At 57.4% G+C, this 18,215-nt stretch carries 16 protein-coding genes, 12 tRNA genes and 3 pseudogenes; 5 read left to right on the top strand and 26 right to left on the bottom strand.

The annotated features are described in order from the left end of the window. Nucleotides 1–13 precede the first annotated feature (13 nt). The 14 genes from PSC72_RS25265 to PSC72_RS25200 form a co-directional block, all read right to left on the bottom strand. Complete coding sequence (locus PSC72_RS25265) at nucleotides 14–1,543, bottom strand: TROVE domain-containing protein (RefSeq protein WP_248653027.1); 1,530 nt, start codon at nucleotides 1,541–1,543, stop codon at nucleotides 14–16. A gap of 113 nt (nucleotides 1,544–1,656) precedes the next feature. Next, nucleotides 1,657–1,731 (bottom strand) — tRNA-Arg (locus PSC72_RS25260). A gap of 425 nt (nucleotides 1,732–2,156) precedes the next feature. After that, nucleotides 2,157–2,232 (bottom strand) — tRNA-Glu (locus PSC72_RS25255). Nucleotides 2,233–2,279: 47 nt separating this feature from the next. Beyond that, nucleotides 2,280–2,684, bottom strand: a complete 405-nt coding sequence (locus tag PSC72_RS25250; protein WP_158832329.1) for a hypothetical protein — start codon at nucleotides 2,682–2,684, stop codon at nucleotides 2,280–2,282. 12 nt (nucleotides 2,685–2,696) lie between these two features. Continuing rightward, a tRNA-Met gene (locus PSC72_RS25245) sits at nucleotides 2,697–2,767 on the bottom strand. A gap of 105 nt (nucleotides 2,768–2,872) precedes the next feature. Next, nucleotides 2,873–2,945, bottom strand: a tRNA-Glu gene (locus PSC72_RS25240). A gap of 34 nt (nucleotides 2,946–2,979) precedes the next feature. Beyond that, nucleotides 2,980–3,106: transfer RNA gene (locus tag PSC72_RS25235), tRNA-Thr, on the bottom strand. A gap of 4 nt (nucleotides 3,107–3,110) precedes the next feature. Next, nucleotides 3,111–3,181 (bottom strand) — tRNA-Tyr (locus PSC72_RS25230). Nucleotides 3,182–3,185: 4 nt separating this feature from the next. Beyond that, nucleotides 3,186–3,268, bottom strand: a tRNA-Leu gene (locus PSC72_RS25225). Nucleotides 3,269–3,310: 42 nt separating this feature from the next. Then, a tRNA-Leu gene (locus PSC72_RS25220) sits at nucleotides 3,311–3,392 on the bottom strand. 502 nt (nucleotides 3,393–3,894) lie between these two features. Beyond that, a tRNA-Ser gene (locus PSC72_RS25215) sits at nucleotides 3,895–3,981 on the bottom strand. Nucleotides 3,982–3,985: 4 nt separating this feature from the next. After that, a tRNA-Pro gene (locus PSC72_RS25210) sits at nucleotides 3,986–4,058 on the bottom strand. A gap of 250 nt (nucleotides 4,059–4,308) precedes the next feature. Then, nucleotides 4,309–4,382: transfer RNA gene (locus PSC72_RS25205), tRNA-Asp, on the bottom strand. A gap of 3 nt (nucleotides 4,383–4,385) precedes the next feature. After that, nucleotides 4,386–4,461 (bottom strand) — tRNA-Gln (locus PSC72_RS25200). Nucleotides 4,462–5,185: 724 nt separating this feature from the next. On the opposite strand from PSC72_RS25200, the gene PSC72_RS25195 reads away from it, so the two are divergent. After that, complete coding sequence (locus tag PSC72_RS25195) at nucleotides 5,186–5,806, top strand: hypothetical protein (RefSeq protein ID WP_248653026.1); 621 nt, start codon at nucleotides 5,186–5,188, stop codon at nucleotides 5,804–5,806. Nucleotides 5,807–6,196: 390 nt separating this feature from the next. On the opposite strand, the gene PSC72_RS25190 is transcribed toward PSC72_RS25195, so the two are convergent. From PSC72_RS25190 to PSC72_RS25175, 4 genes and pseudogenes are all read right to left on the bottom strand, one after another. Further along, nucleotides 6,197–6,964 (bottom strand): hypothetical protein, encoded by a 768-nt coding sequence (locus PSC72_RS25190; protein ID WP_248653025.1) that lies wholly within the window; start codon nucleotides 6,962–6,964, stop codon nucleotides 6,197–6,199. Nucleotides 6,965–7,135: 171 nt separating this feature from the next. Beyond that, a pseudogene (locus PSC72_RS25185) lies at nucleotides 7,136–7,531 on the bottom strand (type IV toxin-antitoxin system AbiEi family antitoxin domain-containing protein); the annotation flags it as partial. Between the two features lie 100 nt (nucleotides 7,532–7,631). Next, nucleotides 7,632–8,039 (bottom strand): MarR family transcriptional regulator, encoded by a 408-nt coding sequence (locus tag PSC72_RS25180; RefSeq protein WP_248653024.1) that lies wholly within the window; start codon nucleotides 8,037–8,039, stop codon nucleotides 7,632–7,634. Between the two features lie 110 nt (nucleotides 8,040–8,149). Continuing rightward, nucleotides 8,150–8,944, bottom strand: coding sequence for a hypothetical protein (locus PSC72_RS25175; RefSeq protein ID WP_248653023.1), 795 nt, complete (start codon nucleotides 8,942–8,944; stop codon nucleotides 8,150–8,152). A gap of 115 nt (nucleotides 8,945–9,059) precedes the next feature. Here PSC72_RS25175 and PSC72_RS25170 point away from each other — a divergent pair, with 115 nt between their 5' ends. Then, on the top strand, nucleotides 9,060–9,548 hold the full coding sequence (locus PSC72_RS25170; protein ID WP_248653022.1) for a helix-turn-helix domain-containing protein: 489 nt from the start codon (nucleotides 9,060–9,062) through the stop codon (nucleotides 9,546–9,548). Nucleotides 9,549–9,612: 64 nt separating this feature from the next. Here the strand turns inward: PSC72_RS25170 and PSC72_RS25165 are convergent, their stop codons facing one another. From PSC72_RS25165 to PSC72_RS25155, 3 genes are all read right to left on the bottom strand, one after another. Further along, the gene (locus tag PSC72_RS25165) at nucleotides 9,613–10,443 is read right to left on the bottom strand and encodes a type IV toxin-antitoxin system AbiEi family antitoxin domain-containing protein (RefSeq protein WP_248653021.1); all 831 of its coding nucleotides are present in this window, start codon (nucleotides 10,441–10,443) and stop codon (nucleotides 9,613–9,615) included. Nucleotides 10,444–10,535: 92 nt separating this feature from the next. Then, the gene (locus PSC72_RS25160) at nucleotides 10,536–11,534 is read right to left on the bottom strand and encodes a transposase (protein ID WP_274321708.1); all 999 of its coding nucleotides are present in this window, start codon (nucleotides 11,532–11,534) and stop codon (nucleotides 10,536–10,538) included. A 282-nt stretch (nucleotides 11,535–11,816) separates the two neighbouring features. Continuing rightward, the gene (locus PSC72_RS25155) at nucleotides 11,817–12,206 is read right to left on the bottom strand and encodes an arsenate-mycothiol transferase ArsC (RefSeq protein WP_248652997.1); all 390 of its coding nucleotides are present in this window, start codon (nucleotides 12,204–12,206) and stop codon (nucleotides 11,817–11,819) included. A gap of 567 nt (nucleotides 12,207–12,773) precedes the next feature. On the opposite strand from PSC72_RS25155, the gene PSC72_RS25150 reads away from it, so the two are divergent. Both PSC72_RS25150 and PSC72_RS25145 read left to right on the top strand, forming a co-directional pair. Continuing rightward, on the top strand, nucleotides 12,774–12,989 hold the full coding sequence (locus PSC72_RS25150) for a hypothetical protein (RefSeq protein WP_248652996.1): 216 nt from the start codon (nucleotides 12,774–12,776) through the stop codon (nucleotides 12,987–12,989). 68 nt (nucleotides 12,990–13,057) lie between these two features. Continuing rightward, nucleotides 13,058–13,909: an IS5 family transposase gene (locus tag PSC72_RS25145; protein WP_248652995.1), complete on the top strand. Its 852-nt coding sequence runs from the start codon at nucleotides 13,058–13,060 to the stop codon at nucleotides 13,907–13,909. A 244-nt stretch (nucleotides 13,910–14,153) separates the two neighbouring features. On the opposite strand, the gene PSC72_RS25140 is transcribed toward PSC72_RS25145, so the two are convergent. Together PSC72_RS25140 and PSC72_RS25135 are read right to left on the bottom strand one after the other, a co-directional pair. Then, nucleotides 14,154–14,489: a HalOD1 output domain-containing protein gene (locus PSC72_RS25140; RefSeq protein WP_248652994.1), complete on the bottom strand. Its 336-nt coding sequence runs from the start codon at nucleotides 14,487–14,489 to the stop codon at nucleotides 14,154–14,156. 10 nt (nucleotides 14,490–14,499) lie between these two features. After that, nucleotides 14,500–14,949 carry a DUF7344 domain-containing protein gene (locus PSC72_RS25135; protein ID WP_248652993.1) on the bottom strand — a complete coding sequence of 150 codons (450 nt, stop codon included), beginning with the start codon at nucleotides 14,947–14,949 and terminating at the stop codon, nucleotides 14,500–14,502. A 425-nt stretch (nucleotides 14,950–15,374) separates the two neighbouring features. Here PSC72_RS25135 and PSC72_RS25130 point away from each other — a divergent pair, with 425 nt between their 5' ends. After that, the gene (locus tag PSC72_RS25130; RefSeq protein ID WP_248652992.1) at nucleotides 15,375–15,752 is read left to right on the top strand and encodes a hypothetical protein; all 378 of its coding nucleotides are present in this window, start codon (nucleotides 15,375–15,377) and stop codon (nucleotides 15,750–15,752) included. A 327-nt stretch (nucleotides 15,753–16,079) separates the two neighbouring features. Here PSC72_RS25130 and PSC72_RS25125 read toward each other — a convergent pair. The 3 genes and pseudogenes from PSC72_RS25125 to PSC72_RS25115 form a co-directional block, all read right to left on the bottom strand. Beyond that, a pseudogene (locus PSC72_RS25125) lies at nucleotides 16,080–16,205 on the bottom strand (RNA polymerase subunit sigma-70); the annotation flags it as partial. After that, nucleotides 16,188–16,475: pseudogene (locus PSC72_RS25120) on the bottom strand (BREX system ATP-binding domain-containing protein); the annotation flags it as partial. The pseudogenes PSC72_RS25120 and PSC72_RS25125, both read right to left, overlap by 18 nt. 158 nt (nucleotides 16,476–16,633) lie before the next feature. Beyond that, the gene (locus PSC72_RS25115; RefSeq protein ID WP_274326371.1) at nucleotides 16,634–18,049 is read right to left on the bottom strand and encodes an ATP-binding protein; all 1,416 of its coding nucleotides are present in this window, start codon (nucleotides 18,047–18,049) and stop codon (nucleotides 16,634–16,636) included. Nucleotides 18,050–18,215 lie beyond the last annotated feature (166 nt).

The raw sequence follows: 18,215 nt of genomic DNA, 5'->3' as shown, positions 1-18,215 counted from the left end.
GATCCGAACAGGGCTAGGTCAGTTCGAACGCCTCGATCTCATCGATGATCTGCTTCGGATTCTCGGCGTGTTCGATGAACGAGAGGACGTTCTCCGACCATCCCGAGATGTTGTAGACGTTCTCGTAGCCTTCTGGCGTCACCAGGTCGCCGTAGGCCGCGAGATCGACGAGATACAGCGCGGTGTCCGCAGACACCTCGTCCCGATACGTATCGAACGCGTCTTTGACCGTCTGGGAATCGCGGGCCGTGAACGGCGTGTTGGCCCAGATCTGCATATCGGTGAAGACGACGATCCGTTCAACAGCATCCCCTCGGTCGTGGAGGTGCTTGATCGCCTTCCAGCCGTTCGTCGAGTTCCCGACGTCCTCGTCGAATGCCAACACCGCCGCTTGGCGCTGCAGTACTGGCGTGTCGACGTGCATCGGAACGGTCTGGAAGTCGTCGCCGAACCCGCCGACGTCGGCACCCTGGTCGGCCAGGATCGCACCGAACAACGCACCGATCTCCTTCAATCGGAGCGTGCTGTTCGCGGACAGCGGCTGATCCATCGATCCCGACAGGTCGACCGCGACAAAGGTATCGCCGAATCCGCCAGGCACCGTCTCGACCGCGACATCAATTGCGTCTTCGAGCCACTGCTCGACCGTCGGTGCCTGGACATCCGCGTCTTGCAGCGCGGTGTAGGCCTGGTAGTACCGGAACGGGTACAGCGGCGCGTGTCGGACTGCCTCCAGGTCGAGGTGATCCACGACGGTGTCCTCCGGAACGCCGGCTTCGAGCATGTTCCGGAGGTTCCGGATCGATGCGAAGATGGGCAACGTGTACTCGTCGTCCTCGATGAGCAGTTCCCAGGCGGCTTGGGTGTTGCCGCGCTCGGAGATAACCGTCTCCCAGGTGTTGGGCGCCGGCAACGGGTCGACGTCGGGATAGTTGTCGAGGCCGCCGCGCATGAACCGCTCGAAGAGCGCTTCCTGCTCGGCGTCGACGGGCGTGGGGTGGACGCGGTTGAAGACGTCGTATAGCGTCACCTCGCGCCGCGACAGCTCGTACTTGCCCAGCGTGTAGGCGTCGGCCATCTCCACCAGCGCGTCCTCGATCCCGCGTCGAAGCGGCCACGGCGCAGTCCCGCCAAACAGCTGATCGTGGACCGCGAGCGCGGTGGCCGTCTCGTCCATCCGCTGGATGATCGCCGGCGCCCATTCGCGGATGAGCGACTCGGGGGAGTCGTCCTTGAACCGGTCGTCGTTGGCCGCCAGTACGAGTAGCACTTGTGGGATGTCCCGCAAGTAGAGCTCCTGGCGCGCATAGGCTGCGAGCTTCAGGACGAACTCCGGATCCTCGTTTGCGGCGGCATCGAACTGGTGAACGACAGCAGCCAGCTGCTCGTCATCGGTCTCGTAGAACGAGCCCTCCAGCAGTTGGTTGATCGTGCGCTTGTACAGTGCGAGTCGGGGGTCGGCAGGCTCGAACGCTTCTCCACCTTCATAGTTGGTGGTCCGCGTTGCCTCCGCGACCGTTTGCTTTGGCGTGTTGAATTCCATCCTATCACCCGGAGCCGCAACAGGCGACTCCGATCGCAGCTGCCCACACGCTCTGTGAGCAGCGAGTATCGGGAGAGAAACTTCCCGAACCAGCCTCGCTTCGCTCGGCTGGACGTTCCCGGCACGATTCGAACGTGCGACACCCGGCTTCGAAGGCCGGTGCTCTGTCCTGACTGAGCTACGGGAACACGAGTGGCCGGACAATTTCTGGAGCGAACGACGGGATTCGAACCCGTAATGTGCCATCGACGTAGCGCTCCAGATCGACGGCCACTGGCGACACGGCGACCGGAAAACTGTCGGAGCGGGACCGGTGTCGAGCGTCCTCTCGTACGCTCTTTGTCCGGGATGTTCTCGATGGACTGCGCCACCGACAGGATTTGAACCTGCGAGTTCCTAGCGAAGCAATGCTCCGACTCGACGGTCGCCACGTGCGGTCGGGCAACCGGTGGCGCGACGGGCTATGACTCCCGTTGGTGTGCTTTGCAGGCGAAGAAACGCACCACCTCGACGACCACACGCTTGGGGAAAGCCGACCGTGACAGCGTCACGGATCCGTGGCTGCCCGCTATGTCAGACACGGAAAAAACGCTGTCAGGGCCAGCCCCCCGAGTGCTCCCGAGGGGAATCGAACCCCCGACCTCCACCTTGAAAGGGTGGCGTCTCTCGCCAACGGAGACTCCGGGAGCGCAGTAGGGACGAAATCAAGCGCTGAGGTGCGGCGGATACGCACGGATTATCGCAGGCGTTCGAACCCCTCGAGTTGCCCGTGCGTGAACGTCACTTGATACGTGACGAGTGTATCGAGATTCTCGAAGGAGTGTTTGAGCTCGAAGCGGCCGTGGTAGTCGTCTCGTTCGATCCAGCCGTCGTGGACTCGGTTCCGACAGCCGGCCATGTAGAGGAGATCTTCCTCGTCGACGTCGTCACGGCTCGCGTATGGCCGGTCTTCCGGCGGGACCGCTTCGGTGTGCCACTCCTCTTCGAGGAGCCGACCGTCCGCCGTAATCCGAAATGTGGCCATGGTCGGTCGATCGATGCCTTTCGTCTGCCAGTCGACGTCCTCGGCAGGAGTAATCCCTTCGGGGTACTCTGGCAGGTGGACATCGTCGTAGAGTTCGACTGTATCGAATAGTCCCATTGTTGTCCTCCATTGCGGGACCAGGAGTCGAACCTGGGCCTCGGGGATATGAGCCCCGTGGACTGCCATTATCCTATCCCGCAGCACACAATTCGGAACTCACTCATGGGCATCTCTTAGTTCTCCACAGCTGTCCGTGTCCCTCAGTCTCGTCGGCTGGAAGTGAGAGGTCTCGGACTGTTGGAGAATGCTCCAGCCCGGATTCGAACCGGGGGCTCGGCCGTGAGAGGGCCGTGAGTTTGGCCGCTACTCCACTGGAGCGGGTTGGTCTCGTCTGGAACGAGTCGTCGGCCAGTGGGACGGGCAGGATTCGAACCTGCGTGTTCTCATTACAGGTGAGACGAAGGAACTCTCACCGTCGCACCGGCTCTCCGGTGAAAACTCGGTGAGAGTGTGTGAATGCCAGGCTCTTCCACCGTCCCGCAGTCTCCCCGGCACGACTCGAACGTGCGTCTCCTCCTCTACAGGGAGGCATCGTACCGCTAGACCACAGGGAGAAAATGTCGCCGCGAGGATTCGAACCTCGGAAGGACCTACGCCAGCGGGTCTGAACCGCTTCTCGTTGACCACTTGAGTACGGCGACGTAACGGTGAAGCGAGAATTGTCTACAGGCACGATGGCCGGATGCCGCCACCAGGATTCGAACCTGGGAAGGACTAACCACACGGGTCTCGACCGTGTCCGTTTGACCACTCTGGCATGGCGGCGCAATTCGAGAATTGCCAGCGACTCTGCGAATCACTTCGGCACGCAGCGGCGGGAGAGCCATTTGAACACTCGTGTCCTTGCGGACGCTGCGGTTCCAACGCAGTCCCTTGACCAAGCTACGGAAATCCCGCCAACGGTGAGACGGAGAGTCGAACTCCGAAGCCTCGCGGCTCTCGGTTTCACACCGAGCGCGGTCGCCTATCCGCATGTCTCACCATCTCCGTCGGAACTTGCTCCGACAAGCCCGCCTCGCGTTTCTCACCGGGACACCGGAAGACGCGCATTACTCAGCTTCTGACCCTCTCTACCGAGGCGAATGTGCTCATCAGCACCCAGTCACGGCAGGGATGGATGGCGGTCACCTTGTTCCGTGGAAGTATGCGCCGTCCTCGGTGACGCAGATTTCCACGCTTCCAATCGTGTCGATAGACGTTGTTTCACCGATCGGGACGTGACGGAACGCTTCCTCCTCGCAGGCAGGGCAGACATTCGTTGTCATGACGCCGCGACCCGGATTCGAACCGGGAGACCGATAGCAGACGGCCACGGCATAGCAGGCCGCTGGGTTCCCCAATACCCAGTCGCGGCACAGTGAGCCGACGCGGATTCGAACCTCGATCCTGTGCGCCCAAGGCACAGATCGTCGTCCGCTGGACCATCGGCTTACCGGACTGCCGAGCGTTCGGCAGTTGATTATCTATCTGTACGACTTTCCAACTGCGCAACCGCGACCGAGTAGTCGTGGTTGCGCGTCTCATCGCGGGGGCGTACTTCGGGAGGTTCCCGGGAATACCACACCGGCTCATGTAGGTTGCGGACCCTGCTGGGCCCAGCATCGTCGGAACGATCCAGCTGATCGCACCAACGGGCTGCCTACCTCGATGGGTATCCCCACGTGGCCACGCCACGCATCCACGCCGACGCCGGGGTTTGAACCCGGATCACGACCGCGACAGGGCCGTATGCTCGCCGGGTTACACCACGTCGGCATGTCGCCCCGGCCGGAATCGAACCGGCGACCTCCGGATTCAAAGTCCGGCGTCCCTCGCCAGCGGAGACTCCGGGGCTCTACGTAGCCGCAGCTCTCGCTGCGGGGCTGTTGGCTAACGACTTCCGTGCGCTCAGCGCGGACGGAGCCCGTTCGACCCTGTATCGAAACGAACGGAAACCAATCAGCCGCGAGCCTGGCATCCCGCACTCGTATTAGGCTGTGTCCTGAGCGAGTACTGGGCACAGGCAGGCGGCAATCCCGTGTTCCCCGACCCGTGACGGGTAGTCCGTATGGGGGCCGAGTTATGCGGGTGAGAGTGTCCGGCCGTCGCCGGATTGCGTCGAACTCTCGTATTCGAAGTCGACGTGGATCCGGCGGTTTGCGCCCGGGCTCTTCGCACGCTGATCTTGTAGGCACTCGCCGAACACGGGACCCGCGGCTAAGCGAGAACGAGCACGCCGCGGGGTGAGGCGAGTGATGATCATCGTGTTGAACTCTCTCGGTTTGAGGAGTGTATCGAACGTCAGCAGAAAATATCGTGGCAATTGTATTAAAATTAGTTTGGGTGTGTTACTCACAGGCACGGCAGTCACACTTCGAGATACGGTTACATATGACGTTCATCGTCTAGGATCGGCTGTCGTCGATAGCCGGGTGCTGGCCGGTGTCCTCGATTGGATTCACAGAAACTATTTACACCAACCTGCTCTCTGTGACGATAGATGAGTGGCCGATCGTCGGTTCGGTTCTAGCCGGGAGCCCAGTCACACGGCGTGACTGACGGTTCTCGGTTGGATACCAATGACCGAGAATACCGACTCAAACGAATCTCAGAAGCCAGAGAGTGCAAACAGCGGGTATTCCAACCACACCGAACAGCGATCATCCCCCGGATGCCAGTGCAGTGGTGCTTCCCCTCCGTGCGATGCGTGTAACACCACCCAGTCCGACAAACTCCACGAAATCTCCCTTGGTGAGCGGGCGTATGATGTGTGTGGTGATTGCCTCCAGCTCCTCGTTGACGACGTCGAGGAGTACCACTGGTGGGACCGCCTGACTGAAGCGCACTACAATCGCGCTGCCGAGTTTCTCCGCTCCCTTGATGCAGTCTGGTGTGTCAAAGATCAGGCGTACGCTGGCGGGGAACTGTGGGTCCACACGCCCTATTGCGATGCTGCAGTCGTCAGAGATGTGTGTGACCACTTTGGGTTCCAGATTCGCTGGTTTAGCGTTGTATACCCCGTTGACGATGGCTTCGAGTGCGTCTCCGAGCACGGACCCTGTATCGAGATCAACCTCACGTTTACAGCCCACCGTTCGGATCCACTCCCGCTTGAATACGACATTCAGAACGACGTGACGTACCACGAGATCGAGTGGCTCGATGAGTATCGGCGCCTGTTCACGTCGCCTCTCGAGTAGTTCGGACTCGCAGATCGAATTGCCTCTCCGAAATCCGTTTGTACAAACGCCTCACCATTTGACGCCCCGACCTGAGTGCCAAGAGCCTGTATTCCATCCTCACCGATATACGTATACATAAATCGGAGAGATTGGAATCTATGAGGGGAGTGGAGCTACGGGTTATCGACTGTTTGCGGGATCGGTCCTACTCGGTTGGCGAGTTAGCCGATGCTATGATAAACGCAAATCGTGCGAGACTTTATACGTTGGCAGAGCCAAGATTTGCTTGACTAATGGATCTGGACGACGCGGTTGAGGAGGCTCTCGCAACATACGGGATGTCGCGGAGCGAAGAGGCCGAGGAGACGGGCCGAACAGTCGCGATGCTCCAAGACTAGCGCACGCCGTTCACTCGAGGTTCCGAATTTTCTCTGCGAACTCCGCCTTGGATAGCCCAGGGGTCTCCATCAGCTCGGGGTTGTCGGTGCGCTCTACTGCCTCTTCGACGAATTCGATCCAGAGTTCCTCGTGCGCTGTCGCGTAGACAGCTTTCGCTTCTGAGGGATACATATCCAGCTCGTATGCCGTCAGGTCGATCTGGACCTCGTGTTTCCGCTCAAGCGTTGTCGCTCCGAAGTCAGAGAGATGTTTGAGTAGAACATTCTTCCGACGAACCGTCAAGAGTCGTTTTGACTCGTTAATATACTCGTTTACCCACTCCCGCCAGTCGTATGTCTCTGAGTCGATTTCCACGGAGGTCTCTGGCATCGAGAAATCGGAAGCAATCCGACGGAGGTAGAACTGAATCAGGGCAACTGCAGTCCGATGGTTCCCATTCGGAAGCGCGTGTTTGAGAATGATATTTGAGGCGAGACGGCCTGCAACATCAGTCGCGCTGCCCTCCCACGATGTCCGGTTGAGCGCGTCTGGGAGTGCATCGATGTCGATGTTCTTGTACGCTTCAACGGGAACTCCTTCTTCTTCCTCGTTCTGGGCTATGAGTGCTTGATAGATCTCGAGGAGCCGGGCAACGATGGTACCGTTATCAGCACCCATCTCTGAGAGTGCCTCGCCAAGATCGAATTCGAGATCGCCGACGTCCCCACCACCGACGCGGAAGGTATAGATACCGAAGTACTCGCTGTCAAGATCGTACTTGCGAACCTTCACCGCCACGTCATCGTCGTACTCGACAATCCTGGCAACGATCTCTGATGGAGCCTCGTGGACAAAATCAAGAGAGAACTGATTGTCGCCGGTTGGTGATAATAGACGTGACCCATCTACCTGATTCGCTGTACTTGGAGGAGCATCTTAATTCACGCTACCTTTCGGACCGACCTGGCATCAGGATTCCATCGAACCGAGTCTCTCCCAGTCGACGTTGATTCGGAGATGATACTCACTGTCGTAGCTTCCCTGTTCGGATCGCATTGGGTCGAGGAGCGGACACCCGCTCGTGAATGACTTGAGGAGCGTCTCACGCGCCGGGAGGTCAATGCCGAGCTGGTCGGCGAGGTAGACGATCCGCTTGGTCGCAGCGCCGTTGTCGGGTCGCTGGAGGCACTCAACGACCGTCGCCCACGAATAGTCTCGATCCTCCGCGACGACTATCGCCTGTACGAATTCTCGGATGCCACCACAGAGTTCGGGATGGTCGGTACAGTCAACGGTCGTCTTTTCCACATCTGCGACGTTCACGGCGGTGCCCTCGATGAGCCTCGACTCGTAGCCGAAGAATTTGATCTTGAGCGGAGCGACTACGTCCGTGAAGTCGGTCAGTCAGTGGCTGATCTCCGGGACTAACGACAGACTATCGCTCCCTATTCTCTGACAATCACTCCTAATCCGGACGGGGTGTGTTCTCGTATTTGACCATCTTCTCGGGCTTATCGGCGATGGTGTCGTAGATCTGCTGAAGTGTCTCCTCCGCGGCGAGCAGATTGTGCGTCTCCAAGAACTCGCGGCCGTCTTCGGTGAGGCCGTAGAACTTCCAGGGATACCCCTGCCGGCGCTGGTCGTCGTCCAGGGCGACCTCTGTGACGATGCCGGCGTCGATCAGCTTCTGGATGTGCTTGTAGACGGTCGCATCGCTCACACTGGGATTCAGCTCTTCGAGTTCGTACATCGATGGGAGCTGTTGGGGGTGAGCGAGAATATCGCTGATAAGCGAAAATCGTGTCTGCTGTGTAATGAAGTGGACGAGTTCGCGTGGTGTCGTGTCGTCGCCGACACCCGAACCAGCATCCATAACGATGTGTTCGACCGGGCGTAGTAAAGTAGTTTACCCGAGAGTAAACTACCGGGCCAACTCACTCTGATGAGTGTACCGCCAAGCGAGTAGGGCAGGATAATTCACTGTTACCCACTCTCTTCCCACTCCGGACGTGGCGTCGGGGACGGGAGTTCGTCAACCACAGTTCGGAGTTCGTCCTCTGTCGTCCACGGGAAGCACCGCTCGTGGAGTTCGAATTTGCGGAACTTGTTGAGATGGACCCAACTGTACGCTGCCGGCTCTTCGCCCTCATCTGCCCGGTCGTCGATCACATCCCACACCTCCTGTTCGTCGATGTCGAGACTGCTCTCTTGGGCGCGATCAACGAGCGACTCGACTTTTGATTGGACTTCATCCGCCGACAAATCGTCTGCGAACGCGATCTCGAGGGCGGCCTGAATGACGTGCTGTGTCGAGTCAAGGTTCTCGTCAGTCACCCACGCGTAATCACGTGGGAACACGTACGACTTGTCGAAATACGGCGGGTCATCGATTTCGCCCAATTCAGGCGCCTCCCCACCACTCTCCTTCTCGAAGACCCCAACGATGTAGTCGCTGTATGTCGCGAGCAACGAAAACATGATATCGAACGTATTGAGGCGGTCAGTCGGAAGTTCGAGGAGATCACCCATGATGAACGGATAGGCACCGAGCTGCTTCGTGAGTTCGTTTTGGACGGCGTGAAGCCGGCGGATATAGGGGTCGCGATAGCTCCCCAAGATGAAATACGATGTCCGCTGACTCCAGAGATACGGCAATTCACGCTGGGTGAACCGCCAGATTTCCCGTTTCTCTGCAGGCTCAAGTTCGATGCCCCCGACGGCCTCGTGAACAACGGTCATAATCTCCCCAGCGTCCGGCGGCGGGCTTGAGTCAGTCATTAGCTGCTGATTCAAACCACACCACCTTATTCCTTCTGAATCACTTTGGTTTTTTCTGAGTTAACCAACTTGGACAACCCTAACTGTTATAGCGTCCTATCTCGTACCATCACGTATGAGCGAAACCGACACTGGCGCGGCCGATGCAGGGCCGTTCGCGGAACAGCAGCGGCTGTTCAAGCTGCTGTCCCAGGATACGCGCCATCTCATCATCCAGGAGCTGCTGGGCCACCCCGCCCATCTGATGTCGCTCGCCGAACTCGAGTATATGACGGGAAAGAGCCAGGCGGCCATCAAAGACCAGTTGGAGACGTTGATCGACGCCGGGCTCCTCGCACGCTACACGTACGAACCAAGCGAGGGAAAACGTGATCTCCCCTCCCAGTTCTACGGATTCACGGAGCGGGGCGTCGAGGTCCTCCACGACTACAAGTATCTCCGTGGGCTTCCGGTCGCACGCGCTCTCTACGAAAGCACGCGGAAGACCGAGAAAATCGAACGCCACGAATCGGCGCCCCGTCCGGAGCTTCCTGAAGCTGTCGCGGAAGCACTCGAGTTCGACGAACCCGATCTCGACGCCGTCGATGGTGGTACAACCCGATAGTTCGTCGTAGAACAGCCCCGTTCTCAGTGCCGGAGACTGAAGGTATGCTGACTTCGCACCCTGGTCAGGACTCCGTCGGCTCTAGCGTGGCTGGCTCGACGTTGATTCGAAGGCGATACGTGCTGTCGGTCGATCCGGTTTCGGGCCGCGTCGGATCCAGCAGCGAGTACCCACTCGTGAACGACGCGACGAGTTCCTCACGGGCGGGGAGGTTGATGCCGAGCTGGTCGGCGAGGTAGACGATTCGCTTGGTCGCAGCACCGTTGTCGAGGCGTCCGAGGTACTCACCGACCGTGTCCCAGTCGCAGCCCCGTTCGTCGGCAGTTCGCATCGCGGTCGCAAGTTCCCGAAGGCCACCACAGAACTCGGGGTGGTCCGCACAGTCGACCAGCGTCTTCTCCAGGTCGCTGACCTGAACGGTCGTGCCCTCGATCGATGTCGACTCAAAGCCGAAGAATTTCCGCTCGGTGACTGTCGTGACGCGGTACGGGACGCCGTGGATCTCTCGGCTTTGCGCCCGGGTCGGCGTGACGACGTACACCGTCCGGGGGACCTGTTCGGTCAGCCCGTGGTGGCTGAGGGCGCTATAGTAGCCGATGTACATCGGCTCGGCGACGTGGGCGGCGATGAGGTACTCGTGGGTTGTGTACACGGCTTCCTCGCCGGCAGTGAGTGGAATGATGAGATACGTGCCCGGGAAGAGCTGGTCGAGCCAGCCCTTTTCGGTGAGCCGGGAGGCGATCTCGCGGGCGGTGTTCGGGGGGACCTCCAGCGTCGTCTCGATGTCGTCGACGGAGATGATCTGGTGACCCGCGCCAGCGAGTCGTGTAAGGAGTCGACTTTCTCGAGTCGAGAGACTCTGGCGTATATTTTGCAATCGTTCTATAGTACTCATACCTGCGTTTCCTACATAGAGTATAAACACGGGCCTGCTTTAGCCTTGCCCCATCCCTCTTAGCTTCCTTAGAGGGTGTCATAGAATCCATCTCATACCGTGATGACGGTGCTTCCCGGATTGTCACCTCGTTCGTAGTTGGTGACGGCGACGACGAGTCGAACGCAGAGCGCAAGGAACACCTGCGCTCGGGCGTGGACGCGGCCTCGGGCGCGTAGCGTCCCGAGGCCGCAGTCCTTGACCGCATCGTTCGTTCGCTCGACCTGACTCCGGCGGTTGTACGTCTCGTCTAGGATCGACTGTTTGAGCTGAATCTCGTCACTGTGTTTCTCGATGCGGTCTTCGACTCTGTACTTGATATTGAGCGGATCGTCGGTGTTTCGCGGGTTGTACGGGGCGATTGGCACGACTCCTGCGGTCAGCAGGAGGTCGTGCCAGTCGAGCGTGTCGTAGGCGCTGTCACCGAGCATCCAGATCGGCTGGGCGACGGCGAGCGCGTCACGGGTGACGCGCATCGCCGTCTCTTCTGCGGCTTGTTTGCTCTCGGTGAACTCGGCTGCAATCGGGATCTTTGCGCCGGTTGAGACGATCGTACAGCCGTAGCCGTAATAGTACTCCTCAGCGGTTGGGTCGTAGTTCTTCGACGCATCTGGGTCGGATGGCATCGCTCGCACGTCCGTCGAATCGATTCGGTAGGTCATGTCGAGCAGGCCGCGGGCGGCGGCCTGCTCGACGAGGTGGTCGAAGACTTCGTCGACGACGTGTTCGAGGTCGGTGAGGAAGCGATCGACCGCGTCTCTTGAGGGCGGTCGATCGAAGCCACAGCTGAGCCAGACGACCGTGTTCTGGAGTTCTCGTGTGACCGGGCGAATGCCGTAGATGTCCTTGTAGTAGCAGTGGAGGAACGCTCGGAAGAGTTCTGGTGGGTGGTGGTCTCGTGTTCGCCCCCGGCGAGCGGGGGCGAACACGTCGAACTCGCTGAAAAAGTCGAACTCAAGATGCTCGAACAACGCGAGCGTCTCGGTAGCCACGACATTGAAGAACTCGTCGATAGAACCCTCTTCTTGCAGGGTGCTGGCGCTCGTAGACACAGTTCCAACACCCTGCGTCCTCGTGTGTGAGGCTTTCTATGACACCCTCTAGCTCTAGAGAACATAGATTGGTGCCTTTCCCAGGCTCCTGGTCAACCTGTTCATAGTCGATACTAAGCGTATTGGCTCTGTTGAAATCCTCTTCTTCAGATATATTCTCGCCTGAAACAGCCGGTCGATGAGAGCTGCGAATATGCCACTACATTCTTCGAGACTCGGTAGAGATACTCCCATACGATTCGTCGTTCTGTATCCGAATCAGAATCCCACGTTAAGTGCGTCTCAATTCTCAATCTCATCGAATAGGTGAGCGACTCGTTGTTCAATTTCATCACGTTGCTCCCTCGTCTCAGATGCATTTAGTGACCAAACACGATGTTCACCGTTCCACTCATTGGGTCGGAATTGATCGACGGAACAACCCATCGTCACGATGTAATTTGCATCCATACCGTCCTCTGCGGTAATTCTGCGTGGAGAGTGGTCGCTAATAGTAATTCCTTTCTCTTGGAGTGCCTCGATGACTTCATCATGGACACTCTCAGCGGGGTCAGTTCCTCCTGTGACGATGTCAATTTGGAATCCACGACGGTCACGCTCTCGTTCCGCGAACGCTGTCGCCATCTGGCTCCGACCCGCGTTTCCGACGCAGGCGAATGCGATCTTTGTCATTATATTCTTATTCGTCTTCTCACGACTACAAGCTTCTGCCCCTGCGCAGGTAGTAGAAATCAGACGGTATAACCGGGCACAGACGCAACTCCTGACCAAATGGCTCTGTTGAAATCCTATCCTTCAGACATATCTCGTCTAAATCAGCCGGTCGAGGAAGACTGCAAATATAGCGTACCCTTGTGAACCATGCAGTGTGATTATCCGTCTTTGCCACGTAGGGCTAATAATGAATACATCTGGACCAACAACGAAGGAAGAACTCAGTCACACTCTGGATGAAGCTATCCTACAGGCACATGAAAACGGTGTTGAGATAGAGAGTGGTGCGTATCCGCTTTATCATGATGACCCCGATATTCCAGACGTGGAAATTGTTCTTCCTACTACAATCGTAGCACACCCGAATTAATTTCTATCAGCTCATGCTGTGCTGTTGAGTGGTTGTATTGGTCGATTTTGTGCGAATGAGCGACTATTTGACTGTATCTCAGTTAATCAAAAGTATGGGTGAGAGTAAGATTCGCAAGCATTTATCAGTGCATACGGCCTCTCTATGTTAAGCCAATGACTTCACACAACAGATCCAATGATCTATTCCGAGACGACCCTGTTTCTGCCGACGAAGACGTAGCGAAACTCCGCCTCGAACTCAGAGACTACTCCCTTGAGCAATTAGAGGATATTGGGTTAGTCAGTTGGAACAGAGAGGACAATGTAGTTCGTAAAGGTCCTTACTTCGGTGAAAAGTATTCGTGTGAAGAAAAGAACCAAGACGGCTGATACTTGGTTCCTCTCGCCTTGTTGAAACCCTTGCTGACAAACACGACAGGTGAGTAGATAGAGAGGAGATGGATGCTCTCCCGAAGTCACGGCTTCTTCGATTCGTTGAACGGGCTATGGTAGTGGCTCGTCGTGCTGTGGCACGGTTTTCGAGTCGCTATTCACGGAAGCGGTTCACGCTCCGACAACACGTTGTCCTCCTCTGTCTCAAAGTGAAGAAGACGACCACGTACCGCGACCTCGTTGACGAACTCATCGAGATGCCCCGCATCCGTGACGCCCTCGATCTCGATTCGATCCCTGCACCATCGACACTCTGCAAAGCTTTCGACCGCTTGGAGATGGCTGTCTGGCGAGTGTTACTGAATATCTCGCTTGCTGACTTGCCACTGAACGGTGTCACCAGCATCGATGCGTCCGGGTTTGAGCGAGCGCATGCCTCAACTCACTACACGAAGCGAACGAACCTCACCATTCGGCAGTTGAAGACAACGCTGTTGGTTGATACAGCGACCAACGCCGTTCTCGATATTCACGTAACGACGACACGAAAACTCGATACACAGATTGCGCCACAGGTGGTGAAACGGAACGCAGCATCCATCGCAATCCTGGCTGGTGACAAGGGATATGATGACCAGACGCTCCGGCAGGTCACCTGGAATCACGATATTCGACCACTCATCAAGCATCGTGAGTTCACCTCACTCCACAAGGCATGGAATGCACGGTTGGACAGCGATCTCTACCGAAGGCGGAACATGAACGAGACAGTCAACGCGGCGATCAAACAGAAATTCGGAGCATTCGTCCGGTCACGCCGCTGGTGGAAGCAGTTCCGCGAACTCGTTATCAAGTGCCTCGTTCACAATCTGGAGCGAAGCCTCGATGTTTCACACGAGGACGGCGGATGTCCGTGATTCCGAGACGAAAGGACTGCTGAATATAGCGCGTGTCTCGCGCGGAATCCTTGCCGGAAAAAGATCGGTTGCACCGGCCAGTAACGATGAGATGTCGGCCGTTCGGCACAGGCCTAGTGCTGACCGCGCGAGCATCCGCAAGCGAAGCCAACGAGGAACGACGACGAGTAAAAGATTGCCTCGCAAACACCGTGGCCGGCCGAGTATCCGGCGTGTGAGGACGCAGTGGCTCCGAAGTGACGTTCTACGAGTGGTCTGCTTCGGTCGGCTCGTACACCCGTATCCATCCGTCGCTCTGGACTTTCACGAGGTAGTCGGAGTACTGAAACTCGACAGTCCCTACGCCCTGCCGAGAATCCCCGGCTCCGTTCGGCCCGAAGAACGCCTTTTCGATCGCTGGTACGTCCACGGAGTCGTACAGCGGTGGCGATTTCACCTCGCTCAGAGAGACGCCGTCGGCCTCTGCGATGGCGTAGATGATTGCGGTCGTGAGTTCCCCCTGGCCATTGTGTTCGTATTGCCGCTGTGCTACCTGCGTCCCGTGCGTATTGGCACTGCTGGTCAGGTCGTCTTCTGCCATCGTACTCTCGTCAGCCCTCTTGCTCATCCATGTCACTCTGGGCGTGCGTTTCCTGCTCCGAGTCGAGGCTGGCACCTATCCCTTTAAGGGCGGTCAACACTTGGTCGGCGTGTCTGGCGGTCGTGATCGTCTCGGTTGCTTCATCGAACGTAATCACGCCTTCGTCAACCAGTTTCGGGACGTGGGCGTGGTATAGCGAGGCGTACACCTCTTCACGCTGGTCTTCTGTTACGGTGTGTTCAGGAACGTCGTTCTCCCACGCGGCGATTTTCGTCGCCAAGTCAGTCAGCGACCATTCGGTGTCTTCGAGAAGCGTGTAGCATAGGTAGCGCCGTCGGGAGTGCGCCAATACCTCGTACACCGGCTCTATCTCCAAAATGTCCAGCGGCGGCAGTTGCGTTTCCGGTGACGCGGAGGCATCGGATGTTACTACCTCGTCGGAGTCGGGTTCACCTGCCATGACAGAGAGAGAGAAGACTAGAGAATATAATAATTCCGCCTATACCCGTCGGGACGGGGGTTTTCAATGCTGAATACGGCCGATTTGCGTTTTCATACTCTCCATTTATTGACCGCTCGAATGAGTCGCCATTCCCGACGTTCTCGACTAGTGATGTCACCGGGGCGTCTGAGGACGCGGCAGAATTGGGTGGCCAGATTGAGGCAAATCATCACACGGTGCAAAGTAGCACGGGTATATTCGTTTCTGGCGCAATGATGAGGGACGGAACCCCGACTGCACACTATTCGTTCGTGCTCCGATCATGAAGGGGCCGTTTGAGCCGGGATACCGGACGAACAGACAGTCTCCTCGTTCTCCTCGCGTGGCTGGCGCGCGGGACGCATCACACAGTACGCTCGTTCCGCAACAGCCACCACCCACCAATGCCCGCATTCGACCGCGAATTCCATGCAGATAAATGGTCGCAGACACTCATCGACTACCTAGCGGACGCCGACGACAGAACTGCATCGCTTGATGCCTTTATCGAGCACATCATCGACCAAGAGACGGATGCAGTCACACCCGACAAAGTGACCGTCACCTACGAAGTAGTAAACGCGTGTCCCCCGACGCTCGCCGAGAACGGAGTCGTCACGTTCGACGAACGACCGAGAGAATCAACTACCGACCACCAGCAGCGTCATAACCTTGCCTATCCGCTTCCAAGCGGTTCCCTCGCAGTTCGTGTGAAGCGATACCGACCCACTGCTGGTCTACGCTCTTCGTCAGCACGGGTTCAGAGAACTATCACCGATTGAGGGTTTCAACAAGGCCATCCGTCTCTAACCCTTGTTCAATTAGTTCGCGGTAGGCTCGCGGATGGCGGATACCATTCTCACGAGCGTACTCTTTGACCCGCTCGTGCAGGTCGCCACCGCGCTCCATATCTATCTCAGTTCGCACAAGAATTTGTACGTTTTTGGCACACTAAATACTTACGTTGGGCATTCAGTCTGGTAACAGCCACGGAAAGTGTGACACGGGAATTACACGATTCTCTCCCTCCCTGTTCGCTCCTCGGTTCCGACAGAGCGTCAGAACACTCGTCACTCACGGGGAGGCCGGAATTCTCTCACTGTATCAAGATAGTCCTCTGGGTCGCGAGCGACCTGGTAGCCACCGCGGGTCCAGACGTAGACCGCATCGATGCCAGTGTATGCATACTCCATCCCCGCGAACTGCGGGAGAACATACGCCTCCTCAGAGAATGGCTCTATCCCTTCATTATCAGCAGAAGACACTCTCTCTTGATCTAGATAATCACGCACCAACTCATAGGGGTTCTCACTTGTGAGGGGTTTCAGAGCAACTTCTTCCCCAATTCGCTCACTGAACGCGTGGTACTCACTCATCACGTCTTGCCATACCTCGGGAGCACAACCAAACAGCATGCATAGTCCCGAACTGTTCTGATCCATCAGGTGCCGAATGCTGTTGAGTGTTGCCTGTTCATCCTTTGGTGAGAGTCGCGTTGCGGACTTGCTCGTCGACGGGGAGCTCGGCGCTCTCGAGAGTGATCGTTATTCGACACGCTGACGTCTTGTTGGTTTCTTTCATTTGGTTCGCCTCTGGGGGTACGTTTGATTCCCCTGCACCCCTTTGGGGGAGAAAAACTATCCCCAGCTGTTACCCTCCGGCGTTAATGGGTGGTTCCACTCTCGAGAATGGCAACGATATCGGAGAGATCGAATAGCCGGAGATCATCACGCTCGTCTGCAGCTTCCTCGACGGAGCGTTTGAACCCGGAGCGGCTGAACAAGGCGAATTCATACGTCGGCTCACCACCTCCGGTGGGTGTCCAATCGATTTGCTCCACGTCGTCTTCGAGGTCCGCGAGCACGTCATAGCCGAGGGGGGTGTTGGTAAATTTCGCTTCGCCAGCGATCAGCGTTGACTCGTCAGTTGGTGCGACGACATCTACTTCCTGGCCCTTGTACCACCACTGGCTTGGCACCTGTGTGAGCTGGTAGTCTGCATAGAGCGCCGGCACTGCCTGGTGACAGAGCGATTCGAACGTTTCGCTGACGAAGTCGGGCAATTCCGGTTCGATGAGATCTGCATAGGCGTTCTCGCCGTAGAGTTCATACTGTCCCTCGCGGCCGTAGAGATACCGGAAGTAAAACCGGAATACGGGATCTCGAATCTTGTATCGAGTCCGCTTGCTGCGCGCCGGATCGGCGAGTGCCGGATGATGTTTCTCGATGATCTGGAGGGTTTCCAGCCGGTCGAAGTAGTACGACGTGTTGGTGCTCTCGATGCCGGCTCCCTGGGCGATCTCGTTTCGACTGCGGTTCCCGCTGGCCATCGACTCCAGAACCGAAAAATACGTGTTCACCTCGTTGAGCTCCATCTGGAGGACGGTTTCGGGCTCGTCGTGGAGTGGGCCATCCGGGTCGCACAGCAGCCGCGTGATGTTCTCTCCGAAGCTCTGTGATGGATCGAGCGGGCTGAGATATCGGGGTGTACCGCCGAAGACGCCATAGACGAACACCCGTTCTTCGGGATCGTACGTCGGCACGAACTCTTGGATGGAGCGAAACGGCAGCTGGGTGAGTTCGAGGCGGCCATTCGGTGTCTGGGATACCCGTCCGTAGAGTGGCGCACCGCCATCGAGGACGTGGGTATGGATCATGCCGATTGCAGAGCCTGTGAGTACGAGCGTCGCCTGACTCTCTTCGACAGCTGTATCCCACAGATGTTGAATGACAGAGGGAAGTCCCCCGTTCGATTCGATGAGGTACGGGAATTCGTCGATAACGATGATGGCGTCTCTGTCGGTGAGATACGTTAAGAGCGGTTCCCACTCCTCTTTGACGGCCGTGATGTCGGGATAGGTCGACGCTGCGGCCTCGACGAACCGCCTGAGCTGTGTCGTCGCTGTTCCTTGGACTGCCTGATAGTACACGGCTTCGTCGCGGTCGGCAATCGATTGGCGGACGAGTTCGCTCTTGCCGATCTGGCGCCGCCCATAGATGATTGCGAGTTCTGCAGTGCCACTCTCATAGAGGGTCTGCAACCGATCGAGTTCATCGATACGATTGACGAACTGGTCCATACTCCCAGTCGTTGTGGGAGATACATATGTGCTCCGAAGTTAGGAATCAGACTATAATAGTCTGAACTATAATATTCTAATCCCTAATACGGTGGGTCAATCATTCGATCCTTCATATACAGGTGGTCAAGGCAGAGAGCCTCGGGGCTTGAACCCGAGGGTGAAT

The sequence above is a fragment of the Halosimplex aquaticum genome (genome assembly GCF_028747785.1).
GTDB classification, from domain to species: Archaea; Halobacteriota; Halobacteria; order Halobacteriales; family Haloarculaceae; genus Halosimplex; species Halosimplex aquaticum.
Note: the sequence above shows the minus strand (reverse complement) of the source record. Positions and strands in the feature narration are given on the sequence as shown.

Bases quoted from the DNA above. Each gene is read 5' to 3' on its own strand.
- PSC72_RS25175 (WP_248653023.1), bottom strand. From the start codon at position 8,944: ATGACTGACTCAAGCCCGCCGCCGGACGCTGGGGAGATTATGACCGTT.
- PSC72_RS25265 (WP_248653027.1), bottom strand. From the start codon at position 1,543: ATGGAATTCAACACGCCAAAGCAAACGGTCGCGGAGGCAACGCGGACC.
- PSC72_RS25250 (WP_158832329.1), bottom strand. From the start codon at position 2,684: ATGGGACTATTCGATACAGTCGAACTCTACGACGATGTCCACCTGCCA.
- PSC72_RS25180 (WP_248653024.1), bottom strand. From the start codon at position 8,039: ATGGATGCTGGTTCGGGTGTCGGCGACGACACGACACCACGCGAACTC.
- PSC72_RS25170 (WP_248653022.1), top strand. From the start codon at position 9,060: ATGAGCGAAACCGACACTGGCGCGGCCGATGCAGGGCCGTTCGCGGAA.
- PSC72_RS25115 (WP_274326371.1), bottom strand. From the start codon at position 18,049: ATGGACCAGTTCGTCAATCGTATCGATGAACTCGATCGGTTGCAGACC.
- PSC72_RS25195 (WP_248653026.1), top strand. From the start codon at position 5,186: ATGACCGAGAATACCGACTCAAACGAATCTCAGAAGCCAGAGAGTGCA.
- PSC72_RS25140 (WP_248652994.1), bottom strand. From the start codon at position 14,489: ATGGCAGAAGACGACCTGACCAGCAGTGCCAATACGCACGGGACGCAG.
- PSC72_RS25135 (WP_248652993.1), bottom strand. From the start codon at position 14,949: ATGGCAGGTGAACCCGACTCCGACGAGGTAGTAACATCCGATGCCTCC.
- PSC72_RS25155 (WP_248652997.1), bottom strand. From the start codon at position 12,206: ATGACAAAGATCGCATTCGCCTGCGTCGGAAACGCGGGTCGGAGCCAG.
- PSC72_RS25130 (WP_248652992.1), top strand. From the start codon at position 15,375: ATGCCCGCATTCGACCGCGAATTCCATGCAGATAAATGGTCGCAGACA.
- PSC72_RS25150 (WP_248652996.1), top strand. From the start codon at position 12,774: ATGACTTCACACAACAGATCCAATGATCTATTCCGAGACGACCCTGTT.
- PSC72_RS25145 (WP_248652995.1), top strand. From the start codon at position 13,058: ATGGATGCTCTCCCGAAGTCACGGCTTCTTCGATTCGTTGAACGGGCT.
- PSC72_RS25165 (WP_248653021.1), bottom strand. From the start codon at position 10,443: ATGAGTACTATAGAACGATTGCAAAATATACGCCAGAGTCTCTCGACT.